The organism is Mesorhizobium sp. P2_C5_2, from assembly GCF_056404535.1.
Map to the genome: position 1 here is coordinate 160,684 of NZ_JBFUDV010000004.1, position 18,152 is coordinate 178,835.

8 protein-coding genes are annotated in these 18,152 nt (G+C 64.0%); all 8 read left to right on the forward strand.

What is annotated here, in order from left to right:
• Window positions 1-47 precede the first annotated feature (47 nt).
• The 8 genes from hutI (at window position 48) to AC1D1B_RS15945 (ending at window position 18,096) form a co-directional block, all read left to right on the forward strand.
• A complete protein-coding gene (gene hutI / locus AC1D1B_RS15910; protein WP_477333468.1) occupies window positions 48-1,283 on the forward strand; it encodes an imidazolonepropionase in 1,236 nt (411 codons plus the stop codon).
• Window positions 1,280-2,818 (forward strand): histidine ammonia-lyase, encoded by a 1,539-nt coding sequence (gene hutH / locus AC1D1B_RS15915; RefSeq protein ID WP_477333469.1) that lies wholly within the window; start codon window positions 1,280-1,282, stop codon window positions 2,816-2,818. The genes hutI and hutH overlap by 4 nt, the downstream gene beginning before the upstream one ends.
• Window position 2,819: 1 nt before the next feature.
• The gene (gene hutG / locus AC1D1B_RS15920; protein WP_477333470.1) at window positions 2,820-3,632 is read left to right on the forward strand and encodes an N-formylglutamate deformylase; all 813 of its coding nucleotides are present in this window, start codon (window positions 2,820-2,822) and stop codon (window positions 3,630-3,632) included.
• 28 nt (window positions 3,633-3,660) lie between these two features.
• Window positions 3,661-5,331 carry a urocanate hydratase gene (gene hutU / locus AC1D1B_RS15925; protein ID WP_477333471.1) on the forward strand — a complete coding sequence of 557 codons (1,671 nt, stop codon included), beginning with the start codon at window positions 3,661-3,663 and terminating at the stop codon, window positions 5,329-5,331.
• 12 nt (window positions 5,332-5,343) lie between these two features.
• Window positions 5,344-5,922: a HutD/Ves family protein gene (locus AC1D1B_RS15930; RefSeq protein WP_477333472.1), complete on the forward strand. Its 579-nt coding sequence runs from the start codon at window positions 5,344-5,346 to the stop codon at window positions 5,920-5,922.
• A gap of 312 nt (window positions 5,923-6,234) precedes the next feature.
• Entirely contained in the window at window positions 6,235-14,814 is an 8,580-nt protein-coding gene (locus tag AC1D1B_RS15935) for a glycoside hydrolase family 94 protein (RefSeq protein ID WP_477333473.1), read from the forward strand.
• Between the two features lie 344 nt (window positions 14,815-15,158).
• Window positions 15,159-16,934 (forward strand): glucan ABC transporter ATP-binding protein/ permease, encoded by a 1,776-nt coding sequence (locus tag AC1D1B_RS15940; protein ID WP_477333474.1) that lies wholly within the window; start codon window positions 15,159-15,161, stop codon window positions 16,932-16,934.
• Between the two features lie 142 nt (window positions 16,935-17,076).
• Window positions 17,077-18,096, forward strand: coding sequence for a DUF2806 domain-containing protein (locus AC1D1B_RS15945; RefSeq protein WP_477333475.1), 1,020 nt, complete (start codon window positions 17,077-17,079; stop codon window positions 18,094-18,096).
• The last annotated feature ends 56 nt before the right edge of the window (window positions 18,097-18,152 follow it).

The window sequence follows — 18,152 nt, forward strand, 5'->3', positions numbered from 1 at the left end:
TTCAATATGTATATACATAATCGTCATCCAATCAACGGAAAAAGATGATGGCGGCACAGAACAAAAGCCGGGCAGGGGGCCTTCACCTTTGGCGCAATGCGCGCCTGGCGACCATGGCCGAAGGCGAAGCCGGACTGGGCATCGTCGAGAAGGGCGCGATCGCCGCCCGCGACGGTCTCATCGTCTATGCCGGCCCGGAAGCCGACATGCCGTCAGCCCTGGCTCAAGGCGCTGCGGTCACCGATTGCGAAGGCCGCTGGATCACGCCTGGCTTGATCGACTGCCACACCCATCTCGTCCATGCCGGCAATCGCGCCAATGAATTCGAGATGCGGCTGGCCGGCGCCACCTATGAAGAGGTGGCCAGGGCCGGCGGCGGCATCGTCTCCTCGGTCAAATCCCTGCGCGCCGCCAGCGAGGACGAGCTTGTTGCGCAGACGCTGCCACGCCTAGACGCACTGATGGCCGAAGGCGTCACCACGGTGGAAGTAAAGTCGGGCTACGGGCTCGATCTCGAAAACGAACAGAAGTCGCTTCGCGCAGCCCGGCGTCTGGACAAGGAGCGGCCGGTGACGGTTCGCACGACTTTCCTCGGCGCGCATGCGCTGCCGCCGGAAGCCAAGGGCGACAAGGATGCTTTTGTCGATCTGGTTGCTAACACGATTCTTCCCGCCATCGCCGCTGAGGGGCTGGCCGACGCCGTCGACGGTTTCTGCGAAGGCATCGCTTTTTCGCCGGAGCAGATCGCCCGCGTCTTCGACAAGGCAAGGGCGCTCGGCCTGCCGGTGAAACTCCATGCCGACCAGTTGTCCAACCTGCACGGCGCGGCACTTGCCGCGCGCTATGGTGCGCTGTCGGCCGACCATCTCGAATACACCGATGACGCAGGTGCTGCGGCCATGGCCAAGGCCGGCACGGTGGCGACGATCCTGCCCGGCGCCTACTACTTCATCCGCGAAACCAAGAAGCCGCCGATCGCCCTGTTTCGCCAGCATGGTGTCAAGATGGCGGTCGCCACCGACAACAATCCCGGCACCTCGCCGCTGACCTCGCTATTGCTGACCATGAACATGGCCGCGACGCTGTTTGGCCTGACCGTCGAGGAATGCCTGGCCGGCACCACACGCGAGGCCGCCCACGCGCTCGGACTGCTCGGCCAGACCGGCACGCTGGAAGCCGGTAAATCCGCCGACCTCGCGATCTGGGACATCGAGCGCCCGGCCGAACTCGTCTACCGCATGGGCTTTAACCCGCTTCATGCCCGCATCTGGAGAGGACAATGACCGAACTTACCCTGAAACCCGGCAATGCGACGCTGGCCGACTGGCGCGCCATTTACCGTGGCGCCGTGCCGAAGCTTGACGCCTCCTGCCGTCCGAAGATCAAGGCCAGCGCCGAGGCAGTCGCGCGCATCGTTGCCAAGGGTGAGCCGGTCTATGGCATCAACACCGGCTTCGGCAAACTGGCCAGCGTTCGTATCCCCGCGGCCGATCTAGAGACGCTGCAGCGCAACATCGTGCTGTCGCATGCCGCCGGCGTTGGCGAGCCGATGCCGGTCGCTGTGGTCCGGCTGATGATGGCGCTGAAGCTCGCCAGCCTGGCGCAGGGCGCGTCGGGCGTGCGGCCGCAAACCATCGAATTGCTCGAAGCCATGCTCGCCAATGACGTCATCCCGGTGGTGCCGGCGCAAGGCTCTGTCGGCGCCTCGGGCGATCTCGCGCCGCTGTCGCACATGACGGCGGTGATGATCGGTGTCGGCGAATGCTTTACCCCGCATGGTCGCTTCCCGGCCAAGGTCGCCTTCGTCTCGCATGGACTGGAACCGGTGACGCTCGGCGCCAAGGAAGGCCTGGCGCTGCTCAACGGCACGCAGTTCTCCACTGCCTATGCCCTGGCCGCTCTGTTCGAGGCCGAAGTGCTCTACCAGTCGGCGCTGGTCGCCGGTGCGTTGTCGACCGACGCCGCCAAGGGTTCGGACGCCCCCTTCGATCCGCGTATTCATCTTCTGAGAAAGCATCCCGGCCAGATCGAGACGGCGGCAGCGCTGCGCAATCTGATGGCCGGCAGCGCCATCCGCGAATCGCACCGCGTCGGCGACGAGCGCGTGCAGGACCCATACTGCCTGCGCTGCCAGCCGCAGGTGATGGGTGCGGCACTCACCGTGCTGCGCCAGGCCGCCGACACGCTCGGCACTGAGGCCAACGGCGTCACCGACAATCCTCTGATCTTCGCCGAGGACGACACCGCGCTTTCCGGTGGCAATTTCCACGCCGAGCCGGTTGCCTTCGCCGCCGACATGATCGCGCTCGCCGTCTGCGAGATCGGCTCGCTGTCGGAACGCCGTATCGCCATGCTGGTCGATCCTGCGCTGTCGGGCATGCCGGCCTTTTTGACGCCGAAGCCCGGCCTGAACTCCGGCTTCATGATTCCGCAGGTGACGGCGGCAGCGCTGGTCTCTGAGAACAAGCAGAAGGCCTATCCGGCCAGCGTCGATTCCATCCCGACCTCGGCCAATCAGGAAGACCATGTCTCGATGGCCGCACATGGCGCGCGCCGGCTGATCGGCATGGTTGAAAATGCCACGGCCGTCATCGGCATCGAACTTCTGGCCGCCGCCCAAGGCTGTGATTTTCATGCGCCGCTGCCATCGAGCGCAGCACTAGAGGCCGTTCGCAAACTGGTCCGCTCCGAGGTGCCGCATCTCGACACCGACCGGCATTTTCACCCTGACATGGAAAAGGCGATCGCCATGGTGCGCAGCGGCGCTGCCATCAAGGCTGCCGGCACGGTGACACTGCCTTCGATTTCGGGAGCCTGACATGGCCGACTGGCTTACAGTGACGGAAGGCACGGCGCCTCTTCTGGTGTCGATCCCGCATACCGGTATCGATCTCGCCGGCCTCGACAACCGGCTGGTCTCGCCTTGGCTCGGCCGCCGCGACTGCGACTGGTGGATCGACAATCTCTATGATTTCGCCGCCGGCCTTGGCGCGACTGTTGTGCATACGTCGATCTCGCGCACCGTCATCGACGTCAACCGCGATCCCTCCGGCGCCTCGCTCTATCCCGGGCAGACGACGACCACGCTGTGCCCGACGGAGACGTTCGACGGCGATCCGCTCTACTTGCCCGGCGCCGAACCGACTCCGGCGGAGATCGACCAGCGCCGCATAGACTATTTCGTGCCCTACCATGAAATGCTGGCTGCCCAGGCCGTCAGGCTGCGCGGCCTGCACGAAAAAATCGTCATCTACGATTGCCACTCGATCCGCTCGGTGCTGCCGCGCCTGTTCTATGGCACGCTGCCGGTGTTTAACCTTGGCACCAATGACGGCCAGACCGCCGATCCGACGCTGCAAAGCCTGATCGGCCAGATCATGGCCGAAAGTGGTGAAAGCAATGTCATCAACGGCCGCTTCAAGGGCGGCTGGATCACACGCTACTTCGGCAATCCGCAAGGCGGCTACCATGCGCTGCAGATGGAACTTGCCGATCGCGGCTATCTGCGCGAGCCCGAAGGCAAGGGCGAACCGGACAATTGGCCGGTGCCTTACGATGCCGAGTTTGCCGCACCGATGCGCGCCACGCTGACGAAAATCCTCCAATCCGCCATTGACTGGGCCGGGCGCTGACGCGCCGCCTTACTCGAAAGGGACAGTGATGAACAATCCTCGCCACAACATCCGCGAAGTGCGTGCGCCGCGCGGCGACAAGCTCAACGCCAAATACTGGACGACCGAAGCGCCGTTGCGCATGCTGATGAACAACCTTGATCCGGACGTCGCCGAAAACCCCAATGAACTCGTCGTCTATGGCGGCATCGGCCGGGCCGCGCGCACCTGGAACGATTTCGACAGCATCGTCGCCTCGCTGAAGACCCTCAATGAAGACGAGACGCTGCTGGTCCAGTCCGGCAAGCCGGTCGGCGTCTTTCGGACGCACACCGATGCGCCGCGCGTGCTGATCGCCAACTCCAACATCGTGCCGCATTGGGCGACCTGGGACAAATTCAACGAGCTCGATAAGAAGGGCCTGATGATGTACGGCCAGATGACGGCCGGCTCGTGGATCTATATCGGCACGCAAGGCATCGTGCAGGGCACCTACGAGACCTTCGTCGAAGCCGGCCGCCAGCACTACAATGGCAATCTTAGGGGCAAATGGATCCTGACCGGCGGTCTCGGCGGCATGGGCGGCGCCCAGCCGCTCGCCGCCGTCATGGCCGGGGCCTGCTGCCTCGCCATCGAGTGCAATCCGGACTCCATCGATTTCCGCCTGCGCACCCGCTATGTCGACGAAAAGGCCGAGACGCTCGACGAAGCGATGGAAATGATCGAACGCTGGACAAAGGCCGGCGAAGCGAAGTCGGTCGGCCTGCTCGGCAATGCGGCCGAGATCGTGCCGGAAATGTTCCGGCGCGGCATCCGCCCCGACATGGTCACCGACCAGACCTCGGCGCATGACCCGATCAACGGCTATCTGCCCAAAGGCTGGACGATGGCTGAGTGGCGCGAAAAGCGCGTCAGCGACCCCAAGGCTGTCGAGAAGGCTGCGCGTGCATCGATGCGCGAGCATGTCGAGGCGATGGTGGATTTCTGGAACGCCGGCGTGCCGACGCTCGACTATGGCAACAACATCCGCCAGGTCGCCAAGGACGAGGGTTTCGAAAACGCCTTCGCCTTCCCGGGTTTCGTGCCGGCCTATATAAGGCCGCTGTTTTGCCGGGGCATTGGCCCGTTCCGCTGGGCAGCCCTTTCGGGCGATCCCGAGGATATCTACAAGACCGACGCCAAGGTGCGCGAACTCACGCCCGGCAACACCCATCTGCACAACTGGCTGGACATGGCGCGTGAGCGCATCGCCTTCCAGGGCCTGCCGGCGCGCATCTGCTGGGTCGGCCTCGGCGACCGCCACCGGCTCGGCCTCGCCTTCAACGAAATGGTGGCCAAGGGCGAGCTCAAGGCGCCCGTCGTCATCGGCCGCGACCATCTCGATTCCGGCTCGGTCGCTTCGCCGAACCGCGAGACGGAAGCGATGAAGGACGGCTCCGACGCCGTTTCCGACTGGCCGTTGCTCAACGCGCTGCTCAACACCGCTTCCGGCGCCACCTGGGTGTCGCTGCACCATGGCGGCGGCGTCGGCATGGGTTTTTCGCAGCATTCCGGCATGGTCATCGTCGCCGACGGCACGCCGGACGCCGCAAGGCGCCTGGAGCGCGTGTTGTGGAACGATCCGGCGACCGGCGTCATGCGCCACGCCGATGCCGGCTACGACATCGCCATTGAATGCGCCAAAGAGCACCAGCTCAATCTGCCCGGCATTTTGGGCTGATAGGCTGAAACGATGCGCATCCTTCGTGCCGCCGACTACCGCGTCATGCCGTGGAAGAATGGCGGCGGCACGACGACTGAAATCACCGTTTCGCCTGACGGCGCCGGGCTCGACGATTTCGACTGGCGCGTCTCGATGGCGCGCGTCGAGGGCGGCGGCCCGTTCTCCGGCTTTGCCGGCGTCGACCGCACGCTGGCCGTGCTGGAAGGCGAGGGCATCGTCCTCGATATTGCCGGCCGGCCGCCGGAGCGACTGACCGGAGCCTCCGCTCCGCTTTCCTTCCCGGCCGATGTGGCGACCACGGCGGCGCTGATCTCCGGTCCGATCACCGACCTCAACGTCATGACCCGCCGCGGGCGGGCGACCCACATGGTCGAGCGCCTGCTGGTTTCGGCTCCGACCGATATCCGGCCGACGACCGCAACGACCCTGATCCTGCCGCTCGACGGCGAGGTCGGCGTGACCGGCCCGACACCGTCCCGGATTGGACCCCGCGACACGCTCCTGATCGGCCCGGACGTCGCGGAATTGCGCCTGGACCCGGTAGGGCCGACGACCGTGTTCGTGATCCGGATCGCCAGCCTGGCCTAGCCGCGCCACCAGCAACGATTAACGCCTGTTGCCAAACATGATCGCACGCCGGAGAAATCTGACGTAAGCTGTTGCCTGGATCACGAAAAAGCCTGAATCCTTCCGTCGTTCCAAGGCGGACGGGAGAGCAGGGGTGCTCGTCCTTGAGTTGTCGAAAGCCCCTCCTTAAAATGTCGAAGGGATAACGCCCCTGGCGTGGTGCGGAGCAAAACTTTCGGCCAGTGTAATTATGCAACCAATTGCATTTGAATCGGTTTTAGGGACATTGCCGTGGCGGTGACGCCGCTTCGCGTCCCCCATGCGGAATTTTCAATGAATATCCAGACAAATCCTGCCCATATCGAAAAGACCAGCGCCAGCTTCCCGGTCATCACCGAAGAGCCGATACGCTCCAATTTCCTGCCCGAAGAGCGGCTGCGCGCACTGGGCGAAAGCCTCGCCAAGGGCGACATCAAGGACCTGTTCGGCCTGACGCCGTTCGACTTCCAGGCCCGCATCCGCGACAGCGCCAAGAAGATCCTGGAAGTCTACCGCTCGACCAATGCCGCCCAGGCCAAGGGCGAAACCATTACGCCGGCTGCGCAATGGCTGCTCGACAACAATTATCTGGTCGAGGAGACCATTTTTCAGGTCAAGCGCGACCTGCCGCGCCGTTTCTACCGGCAGTTGCCGACCCTGAAACTGTCCGATGGCGCCGCTGTGCCGCGCGCGCTGGCGCTGGCCTGGAGCTATGTCGCCCATTCCGACAGTTCCGTCTCGGCGACCATGTTCAAATCTATCGTCGAGGGTTTTCAGTCGGTCGAGCCACTGAAGATCGGCGAACTCTGGGCGCTGCCGTCGCTGCTGCGCTTCGTGCTGATCGAGAACCTGCGCCGCATCGCCGTGCGCGTCGACCGCACCAGGCAGATGCGCCATATCGCCAACGAGGTTGCCGACCGGGTGTTGGCGACCGACGACAATGCCGACCGGCAGAAGATCCTGTCGAGCTATGGCGCGCATGCCCAGGACACGACCTTTGCCACCCAGTTGCTCTACCGCCTGCGCGACGGCTCGCAGAATGCCGGGAGGGCGCTGGAATGGCTGGAGGTTGAACTCGAGAAGACCGGCTCCGACGCCGAGGAAATCATCATTTCCGAGCATCGCACGCTGTCCAGCGGCAATGTCACCACCGGCAACATCATCCGCGGCCTGCGCCTCATCAACGACGTCGACTGGACGGTGTGGTTCGAAGGCGTCAGCCGCATCGACACGCTGTTGCGTGAGCGCACCGATTTCGCCGCGCTCGATTTCTTTTCTCGCGACCAGTACCGCACGTCGATCGAGCAATTGGCGCGCCGCTCCGACCTCTCCGAATTCCGCGTCGCCGAAAAGGCGATCGAGCTTGCCGGCCACGTGCCGGGCGTCACCGATGCCTCCGGCGTGCCGGATGAAGCCGCCGATCCTGCCGTGCACACCGATGTCGGTTTCTTCCTGGTCGGCCCGCGCCGGCCGGACCTGGAAAAGGCGATCGGCTACCGGCCGCCTTTCTATGTGACCTTCAAGCGCGCCTTCACCGCCACCGGCTGGCTGGGCATCGTGGTGCCGGTCTTCCTGCTGACGGTGCTGCTGCTGGTGCTCTCCGGCAACGCGCTTGCCCATCTCGGCCTTTCCGTTCCCTCGATCACTTTGATGCTGGCGCTGTTTGCGGTGCCGGCCAGCGAAGGTGCGCTCGCTTTCTTCAACACCGTCGTATCGCTGTTCCTGAAGCCGACCCGGCTCGTCGGCTATGATTACAAGCACGGCATTCCTGCCGCGGCGCGCACGCTGGTCGTGGTACCGTCGCTGATCGGTTCGCGCGACGATGTCGAGGAAAACATCCGCAACATCGAAGTGCATCACCTCGCCAACACGGCCGAAGAGATCCATTTCGCGCTGCTCTCAGACTGGCCGGATTCCAAGACCGAAATCGACGCCGCCGACATCGAGATCCTGCAATATGCGCGCGACGAGATCGCCAGGCTGAATGCCCGTTACCCCTCCGAAGGCGCGCCGCGTTTTTACATCCTGCATCGCCGCCGGCTCTACAACCAGGCGCAGGGCGCCTGGATGGGCTGGGAGCGCAAGCGCGGCAAGCTGCATGAGCTGAACCTTCTCTTGCGCGGCGACAGCGACACCACTTACCTGCCGCTCGACGTGCCGCTGCCGGAAAAGGTCATCTATGTCATGACGCTCGACGCCGACACGCGCACCACGCGTGACGCGGTATCGTCGCTGGTCGGCAAGCTCTCCCATCCGCTCAACCGTCCGCATTTCGATGTGGCAAAGCGTGTCGTCACCGCCGGCTACACCATCCTGCAGCCGCGCATCACGGCCTCGCTCACCAGCGGCGACGACGCTTCCTTCTTCCAGCGCGTCTTCTCGTCCAACAGCGGTCTCGACCCCTACGTCTTTGCCGTTTCGGATCTCTACCAGGACGTCTTCAGCGACGGCTCCTTCACCGGCAAGGGCCTCTATCACGTCGACGCTTTCGAGGCGGCGCTGAAGGGCCGCATCGAGGAAAACACCATCCTCAGCCACGATCTGCTCGAAGGCGCGCTGGCGCGCGCCGCGCTCGTCACCGATGTCGAACTGGTCGAGGACTATCCGACCCGCTATTCGGTCGACGCCTCGCGCCACCACCGCTGGGCGCGTGGCGACTGGCAGCTGCTGCGCTTCATCTTCAGCCCGCGTTCCGGCGTGCCGGCGCTGTCGCGCTGGAAGATGGTCGACAATCTGCGCCGCTCGCTGACCCCGTTTTTTTGGGTGATGGCGGCGATCGCCGGCTGGACGCTTTTGCCGTTCACGCAGGCCGCGCAATGGCAGGCGTTGCTGATCCTCTCGCTGTTCATGGCGCCGACCTTCGATGTGATCAACGCCATCCTGCCCAAGAGCGGCGACCAGACGCCGCGCGGCCATTTCTCCGCGCTGGCGCGGGACACCGTCTTCGGCACGGCGCTTGTGGCGCTGAAAGTGCTGCTGATGGCGCACAACGCCTGGATGATGGGCGACGCCATCGTGCGCACGCTCTACCGCCTGTTCGTCAGTCGCCAGAACCTGCTGGAATGGCGCACGGCGTCGCAGGCGCACAAGGGCGGCGACAACGATCTCGGCTCCTATTACAGCATGATGTACGGCGCCGTGATCATCGGCGTTGTCGGTCTCGCCATTCCTGTGCTGGCCGATTCCACCGGCGCCTTCGTCGCCTTCTTCTTCGCTTTGTTCTGGATCGGCTCGCCGGCGGTCGCCTGCTGGATCAGCCGTTCGGCCGAGACCGAGGACCGCTTGCGCATATCGCAGGCCGACATCCATGCGCTGCGCACCGTGGCGCGCCGCACCTGGCATTATTTCGAGACATTCGTCACGGCTGAGCATCACAATCTGCCGCCTGACAATTTCCAGGAAAGCCCGGCGCCGGTGGTGGCGCCGCGCACGTCGCCAACCAATATCGGCGTCTACCTCCTGTCGGTGGTGTCGGCGCGCGATTTCGGCTGGATTGCGCTGTCCGACGCCATCACCCGCATCGACGCGACGATGACGACCATCGAGAGCATGCCGCGCAACCGCGGCCATCTCTTCAACTGGTACGACACAACGACGCTGAAGCCGCTCTATCCGCTCTACATCTCGGCCGTCGACAGCGGCAATCTCGCCGGACATCTGGTCGCGGTGGCGGCTGCCTGCGCCGAATGGGCGGAAGCGCCGTCCGTCCACCTGCAGGGCGATTTCGAAGGCGTCCTCGACACGGTGACGATCCTCGACGAAAGCCTGGAAGAACTGCCGGACGATCGCCGGCAGCTCAGGCCGTTGCGCCAGCGTCTGGCCGACCGCCTTGACGGCATGCGGCGCGCCGTGATGACCATCAAGGCGCAGCCGGAGATGGCCTCGATCCGCACCATCAATCTGGCCGTGCTTGCCGGCGAGATCCGCAAGCTCGCCACCGCCATCCACACCGAGGCTGGGTCGCAGCGCAGCGACGTCATCGCCGACTGGGCGGCGCGGCTGGAAGCGACCTGCGAGGCGCATGTGCACGACTCGCACAGCGACGAGAACGCCGTCGAAGCCTTGCGCGCTAAGCTGCTCGCGCTGCGCGAGCGCTGCCGCCGCTATGCCTTCGAGATGGATTTTTCCTTCCTGATGCGACAGGAGCGCAAGCTGCTGTCGATCGGCTACCGGGTCGAGGAACATCAGCTCGACGAGAGCTGCTACGATCTGCTCGCCTCCGAGGCGCGGCTGACCAGCCTGTTTGCCATCGCCAAGGGCGACCTGCCGACGGAGCACTGGTTCCGACTGGGTCGTCCCATCGTCGAGATCGGCTTCCAGGGCGCGCTGATGTCCTGGTCGGGCTCGATGTTCGAGTATCTGATGCCGCCGCTGGTGATGAAGGAGCCGCAAGGCTCGATCCTCAACCAGACCAGCAAGCTGATCATCAAGCGCCAGATCCAGTATGCCCGCTCGAAGAACGTGCCGTGGGGCATTTCGGAGGCGGCCTACAATGCCCGCGACCGCGAACTGACCTATCAGTACACCAATTTCGGCGTGCCCGGACTTGGCCTCAAGCGCGGTCTTGGCCAGAACACGGTGATCGCGCCATACGCCACGATCCTGGCTGCGCAGTTCACACCGCGCGAATCCGTCCAGAATCTCGTCAGGCTGCGCTCGATCGGCGCGCTCGGCCGGCACGGCTACTACGATGCCGTCGATTTCACACCGCAGCGCGTGCCCGAAGGCACCGACCATGCCGTCGTGCTGAACTACATGGCCCACCATTCCGGCATGTCGATCGCCGCCGTCGCCGATGCCATTTTCGAGGGCCGGCTGCGCGACCGCTTCCACAGCGATCCAGTGATCGAATCAGCCGAACTCTTGCTGCAGGAGAGGGCGCCGCGTGACATCCCGACGGCCACCGTCAGGACCGAAGCCGACGAGCGCTCGAAGGACGAGACCGAGGTCGAAAGCCCGGACTCGCGCATCATCCTCGATCCGCTGAAGGCGCTGCGCGCCACCAGCGTCATGTCCAACGGCCGTTACTCCGTGATGGTCTCGGCAACTGGCTCCGGCTACAGCCGCTGGGGCGAACTTGCCGTCACCCGCTGGCAGCCGGACCCGACCGAAGACCGGCTCGGCTCCTACATCTTCCTCAGGGATGCCGGCAGCGGCGACTGGTGGTCGGCCACCGCGGAGCCGAAGCAGGCGACCGGCGAGAGAGTGCAGACGCTGTTTTCCGACGACAAGGCGAGCTTCGTCAAAACGGTGGGATCGCTGCGTTCGGAGGTCGAGTGCATCGTCATCTCGGAAGGCAATGGCGAGGGCCGGCGCGTCACCCTCTACAATGACGGCGCCACCGATCGACATATCGAGGTGACCTCCTTTGCCGAGCTGGTGCTCGGCAACGAGGCCTCTGACAACGCCCATCCGGCGTTCTCGAAGATGTTCATCGAGACCGAGATATCAGCCAACAGCGGCGCTATCTTCGCCACCAGGCGCAAGCGCGACAAGAACGAGCCCGACCTCACCATGGTGCATTTCGTCACCGATCCGTCGGGGTCGGCGCGCGATGCCGAGGCTGAAACCGACCGCCGCGCCTTTATCGGCCGGGGCCGAACCATCGCGGAAGCGGCCGCTTTCGATCCCGGCGCCAAGCTTGGCGGCCACCATGGCTTCACCCTCGATCCGGTCGCGGCCCTGCGCCGGCAGGTGCGAGTGCCGGCCAACAAGAAGATATCGCTGACCTTCTGGACCGCCGTCGGCGCCAACCGCGCCGAACTGGACGAGGCCATCGCCAGGCTCGACCATCCCGAAAGCTTCGCTCGCCAGGCGATGCTGGCCTGGACGCGTAGCCAGGTGCAGACGCGCCACCTTGGTCTGAGCCTGACCGACGCCGCCAATGTGCAGAAGCTGGCGCGCTTCCTGATCTATCCCGATCCGTTCCTGCGCCTGCCGGCCGAATCCATCGCTTCGGGGCTGGGCAAGCAGTCCAGCCTGTGGCCGACCAGCATCTCCGGCGATTTCCCGATCTTCCTGGTCAGGATAGGCGACGTCGCCGATCTCGAAATCGTCGCCCAGGCGCTGCGCTTCCAGGAGTATATGCGCGCCCGCGGCATGATGATCGACTTCGTCGTCGTCAACGAGCAGGCGTCGTCCTATGTGCAGGACCTGCAGCGCGCGGTGGAGACGCTGTGCGAAAACAGCCGCCTGCGCGGCAAGGAACTCGGGCCGCGCCAGCACATCTTCGCGGTGCGCCGCGACCTGATGGACGAGGCGACCTACAAGACGCTGCTGACGGTTGCCCGCGTCGTGCTGCACACCCGCAATGGCACCATCTTCGATCAGATCGAGCGCGCCGAGGCGGCAGCCTTGCAGGCTCGCGACGCCTTGCAGCCGACGGGTCCCGCGTCCCCGCGCGAACCGTTTCTGCCGGTGCCGACGGCGCCTGCATACCATGCTGCGTCCGACACCGGTGCCGACGGCAGCGGCCTCAGCCAGTGGAACGGCTTCGGCGGCTTCGAAGGCGACGGCCGCCACTATGTGACGCGTCTTGCCGGCCGGCGCACGACGCCGCAGCCGTGGATCAACGTCGTTTCCAACGCCTCGTTCGGCTTCCATGTCTCGGCCGAGGGCGCCGCCTTCACCTGGAGCCGCAACAGCCGCGACTATCAGCTGACGCCATGGTCTAACGATCCGGTCACCAACCGGCCGGGCGAGGGCGTCTATATCTACGACCACGCCAGCGGCAAGGCGTTCTCGCCGCTCGCCGCCGTCGTGCGCGATCCCGCCATGACCTACGAGACATGGCACGGCCAGGGGTTCTCGACCTTCCGGTCGAAGCGTGGCCCGCTGTCGATGGATCTGACGCATGTCGTCGATCCCGTCGATCCAGTGAAGATCACCCGACTGCGCATCCAGAACTCGGGCGCGGTGTCGGCGCGGCTGCGCGTCTATGCCTATGCCGAATGGGTTCTCGGCAGCCATCGCTCGAGCACGGCGGCGACCATCGTCCCGTCGAGGGATTCAGCGACCGGCGCGCTTCTGGCGCAAAACCCGTACGGGCTCGATTTCGGCGACCGGGTGGCCTTCCTGGCAGCCACTGGTCCGGTGCATTCGGTGACAGCCGATCGCGGCGAGTTCATCGGCAGGCAAGGCACCAGCGCCTTTCCGCACGCCGTCGTCACCGGCGCCGGCCTGTCGGGCCGCGTCGAGGCCGGCGATGATCCCTGCGCGGCTGTCGCCAGCGACATCGACATTCCCGCCGGCGGCGACGTCACGCTCGTCTGGCTGCTCGGCGACGCCGCCACGCCCGCTGAGGCGAGCGCGCTGGTGCAGACCCATTCCGGCAAGGACTTCGACCAGCGGCTGGCCGACAATGAACGCGTCTGGCGCGGCTTCCTCGACACCATCCAGGTCGAGACGCCCGACAAGGCGCTCGACGCCATGGTCAACCACTGGCTGCCCTATCAGAGCCTGGCCTGCCGCATCCGCGCCCGCTCGGCCTTCTACCAGGCAAGCGGCGCCTTCGGCTTCCGCGACCAGCTGCAGGACACGCTGGCCCTGCTTGCGCACGATCCGAAGCTGGCGCGCGACCAGATCCTCAACGCGGCGCGCCGGCAGTTCCCCGAAGGCGATGTCCAGCATTGGTGGCTGCCGCGCACCGACGCCGGCGTGCGCACCATGATCTCGGACGACGTGGTCTGGCTGGCGCACGCCACCAACCGGTACATTGAGGTGACCGGCGATGCAGGGATCCTCAAGGAGCAGCTGCCTTTCATCGATGGGCAGGTGCTCGGCGAGGGCGAGCACGACGCCTTCTTCACCCCCGAAATCTCCAAGACGCACGCCTCGCTCTACGACCATTGCGCGCGCGCGCTCGACCTTGCCGTCAAGCGCAGCAGCCCGGCCGGGCTGCCGCTGATCCTCGGCGGCGACTGGAACGACGGCATGAACCGCGTCGGCGAAGCCGGGAAGGGCGAGAGCGTCTGGCTCGGCTGGTTCCTTTTGAAGACGCTGGGCGACTTTGCCGCCGTCGCCAAGGGGCAAAGCGATGCCAAGCGGGCGCAGGCCTGGATAAAACACGCCGACGTGCTGAAGCGCGCGCTGGAAAGCACAGCCTGGGACGGCCAGTGGTATCGGCGCGGCAGCTACGATGACGGCACGCCGCTCGGCTCGCACAATTCGGACGAGTGCAAGATAGACTCCATCGCCCAGTCGTGGAGCGTGCTCTCCGGCGAGGGCGACCCGGCGCGCTCGACCACGGCGATGCAGCAGGCGACGAACCTGCTCGTCGACGACAAGCTCAAGATCGTCAAGCTGTTCACCCCGGCCTTCCAAAACACGGAGAAGGACCCCGGCTACATCAAGAGCTACCCGCCAGGCGTGCGCGAGAATGGCGGCCAGTACACCCACGCGGCGACCTGGTTCGTCATCGCGCTCGCCGAGATGGGCCGCACCGACGATGCCTATCGCTGCTTCTCGATGCTGAACCCGGTCAACCATGCGCTCGACGATGCGTCGGCCGAGCACTACCGGGTCGAGCCCTACGTCGTTGCCGCCGACATCTATTCAGGTGAAGGTAAGGGCGGCCGCGGCGGCTGGACCTGGTACACGGGATCGGCCGGATGGCTTTACCGCGCTGCGGTCGAAGGCATTCTGGGCATTGAGCGGCGCGGCAAGCAGATCACATTCCGGCCCAAACTGCCCAGCCACTGGGATGGTTACTCGGCAACGCTCAAGATGCTGGGGGCCGAAGTCAAGGTTCGCGTCATCCGCGACAAAAAGGCCAAATCCATCTCGCTCGAAGTCAATGGAACCAAGACGAAGTCTTCCGGCTTTGAACCCAAAGCCGGCGACAAGACTGAGGTGGTCGTCAAGATACCGGCGTAAAATCAATGGCTTGAAGCAAACGACGCGCGCCTCTCGGGGCGCGCGTTTTTATTTGGTCATGCGCTTGGTGCAAAGCAGCCCTGCTTCTTATGTATTGGCGTTGCGGGCCGTGGGTGATTAAAAATGTGGCAGCGCTGGATCGCTGCCATGATTTTGCCGCAAGACTGACATTTCACCTTTTATCTCAAACCGTTAGCTGATCACGGCAGATTTCGCAACGTCGTCATCTTTTGTTCGCAGAATGGGAACGGAAGAGCTAGACGGGCATTGTTTTGCGACGCGTTAACCGATACGTGTCAAGAAATGGTGCAGTGCACAATGAATGTTTGGGCGGAGTAGCTGAAGTGTCACTTCTGCAAATCTACTGGAGAGCGCTGGGTTATCTCGCAGCCGACAGGAAACGCGTTGCGTTGATCTGCGGTGCGAATGTCGCGCTCGCCATCATCGCCATCCTCGAGCCGATTATGTTCGGCCGGGTGATCGACGCCATCTCCGATAAGGGTTCGGTGTTCTCGACGCTGGCGCTGTGGGCCGGTCTCGGCGCCTTCAACATCATTGCGTTTGTGCTGGTGGCGCGTGGCGCCGACCGTTTTGCCCACAAGCGCCGCAGCGAAGTGCTGTGCCAGTCGTTCGAGCGCGTGATCACCATGCCGCTTGCCTGGCACCATCAGCGCGGCACCTCCAACGCGCTGCACACGCTGCTGCGCGCTGTCGAGACCCTGTTCAGCCTGTGGCTTGAATTCATGCGTCAGCATCTGTCGACCGCCGTTGCGCTGGCGCTGCTCATCCCGACCGCGATCAGCATGGACCTGCGCATGTCGCTGGTGCTGATGGGCCTTGGCCTTCTCTATGTCGGCATCGGCCGGCTGGTGATGAAGCGCACCAAGGAAGGCCAGGCCGCCGTCGAGCGCCACTATCACAAGGTGTTCGCGCATGTGACCGACTCGGTCAGCAACGTCGCCGTGCTGCAGAGCTACAACCGTCTTGGCCACGAAGCCGATACGCTGCGCCGCTATGTCAAGAACCTGCTGGATGCGCAGAACCCGGTGCTTGACTGGTGGGCAATGGCCAATGCGCTGCACCGCCTGTCGTCGACCATTTCGATGATGGTTGTGCTGTTGATCGGCGCCTATCTCGTCACCCACGGCCAGCTCAAGATCGGTGACGTCATTGCCTTTACCGGTTTTGCCACGCTGCTGATCGCTCGCCTCGACCAGATGTCGGCTTTCGCCAACCAGATTTCGGAAGCCCGCGCCAAGCTGGAAGACTTCTACCACCTTGAGGATTCGGCCGCCGACGCCGCCGAGCCGGACGGCTTGCGCGACCTCACCAACGTCACCGGCCATGTCCGTTTCGAGAATGTCGGCTTCGAGTTCGGCAATTCGGGGCAGGGCATCGACGACGTGTCGTTCGAAGTCCAGGCCGGCCAGACCGTTGCCATCGTCGGCCCGACCGGCGCCGGCAAGACGACGCTGATCAACCTGTTGCAGCGCGTCTTCTCGCCGTCCCACGGCCGTATCCTGATCGACGGCATCGACACCCGCAGCGTGACCCGCAAGTCGCTGCGCCATTCGATCGCCACCGTGTTTCAGGATGCCGGCCTGCTCAACCGTTCGATCGAGGACAACATCCGCGTCGGCCGCGCCGAGGCGACCTATGACGAAGTGCATGCCGCCGCCGACGCTGCCGCAGCGCAGGATTTCATCCTGGCCAAGAGCGAAGGCTACGACACCGTCGTCGGTGAGCGCGGCGGCCAGCTTTCGGGCGGCGAGCGTCAGCGTATCGCCATTGCCCGCGCCGTGCTCAAGGACGCGCCGATCCTGGTGCTCGACGAAGCCACCAGCGCGCTCGACGTCGAAACCGAGGACCGCGTCAAGGAAGCGATCGACGAATTGAGGCGCAACCGCACCACCTTCATCATCGCCCACCGCCTGACCACTGTTCGCGACGCCGATCTGGTCGTGTTCATGGACAAGGGCAAGGTGGTCGAGATGGGCGGCTTTGCCGAACTGTCGCTGCGCAACGGCCGTTTCGCCAGCCTGCTGCGCGCCGGCGGCCTGCTCAACGACGAGGAAGTCCGCCGCCTCAGCCGCACGGTGCAGCAGGGCGAGGCCGCGTAAGCGGGAACCTAGTTTCCCGAAGTTCAACTGTCTCGGCCAGAGATGGAAGCGCGGGTCGCGCAACAGTTCGGCCCCCGGCTTCAGGTATTGTTGCTTTGGGCTGATTCGTTGCTCTATCGTAGGTTCCCTTATGGAGGGGACCATGAACGATGACCATCTGGACAAGGAAACTTCGGTCTCCGCGGAGATCACGCCAACAGGCGTAAAAGCCAGCGCAAAGAGTCGGTTCGTGGCTGCAGTTGATCGCCTAGGCGGCAACATGGTCGAGATGCTAAATGTCTCGATTGAGGCGCGGTCCGCTGAAAAGCGCGCAGTAACTGACGCGCGCGTAAAGGCCATCGAAGCCATAACGGCACTGGGGTTGGAGCGGCTTAAAACCGACCCAGAGTTCGCGGAACGGGCGATGTGTGGCCACCTCGGCTCGGTATTTGCAAGGCAAGAGAACAAGGACGCGGTCGTCAACAAAGCCGTCGAGGACCTTCGCCGGCAACCTCCGACCGATCAAGAATCCGCATCCGGCGGCGACAACCTCGACGAGACATTCATCAATCGATTTGAGCGCTACGCTGAAGAAGCTACAAGCGACGAACTGAGAGAAAAGTGGGGAAGGGTGCTCGCAGCTGAAATTCGTAAGCCGAACACCTTTTCCGGCAAGGTACTGCGGATCGTCGACGAACTGGATCCCGAAACGGCCAAATTGTTTGAGCGCCTTTGCGAATGCCGTTTGGAAAAAGCAATTCCAAAGTCGCTTTTCGGCAACCTTAATTTTACAGAAGGAGCAAGGCTCGCCGCCGCTGGTTTGCTGGTGGAGCCCGGTCTTGGGCAGGTTCGCCGATCGACCGATATTTCGGATAGTGCGGGTGTGAGCTTGCTCTTCTGGGCCTTCGGAAATCTTGGTGTCGCCATAACCAAAACGGATTTCGTGCCACAGCCTCCCGTTTTTCAAGAGAGTGATGGCAGACAGGGACTACCGATCTACATCCTAACTGACGCGGGACACGCTATCTCTTCGATTTTGCCGGATCGCAGTTTCGAAAATGCTCGGCAACTCGTCACGAAGCTTTCGGAAGCAGCTCCGCGCTCGGAGTCTCGTCTGTACCTCGATGTTCCCAACGCTCGGTGGCAGCAGATGCTTGTATTGCCAGCGCGGCAAAATGGATGACTATCCTTAGATTTTCGCCAAGCGGCGGCACGGAGCCCTATGCGGAGGGGCGAGAT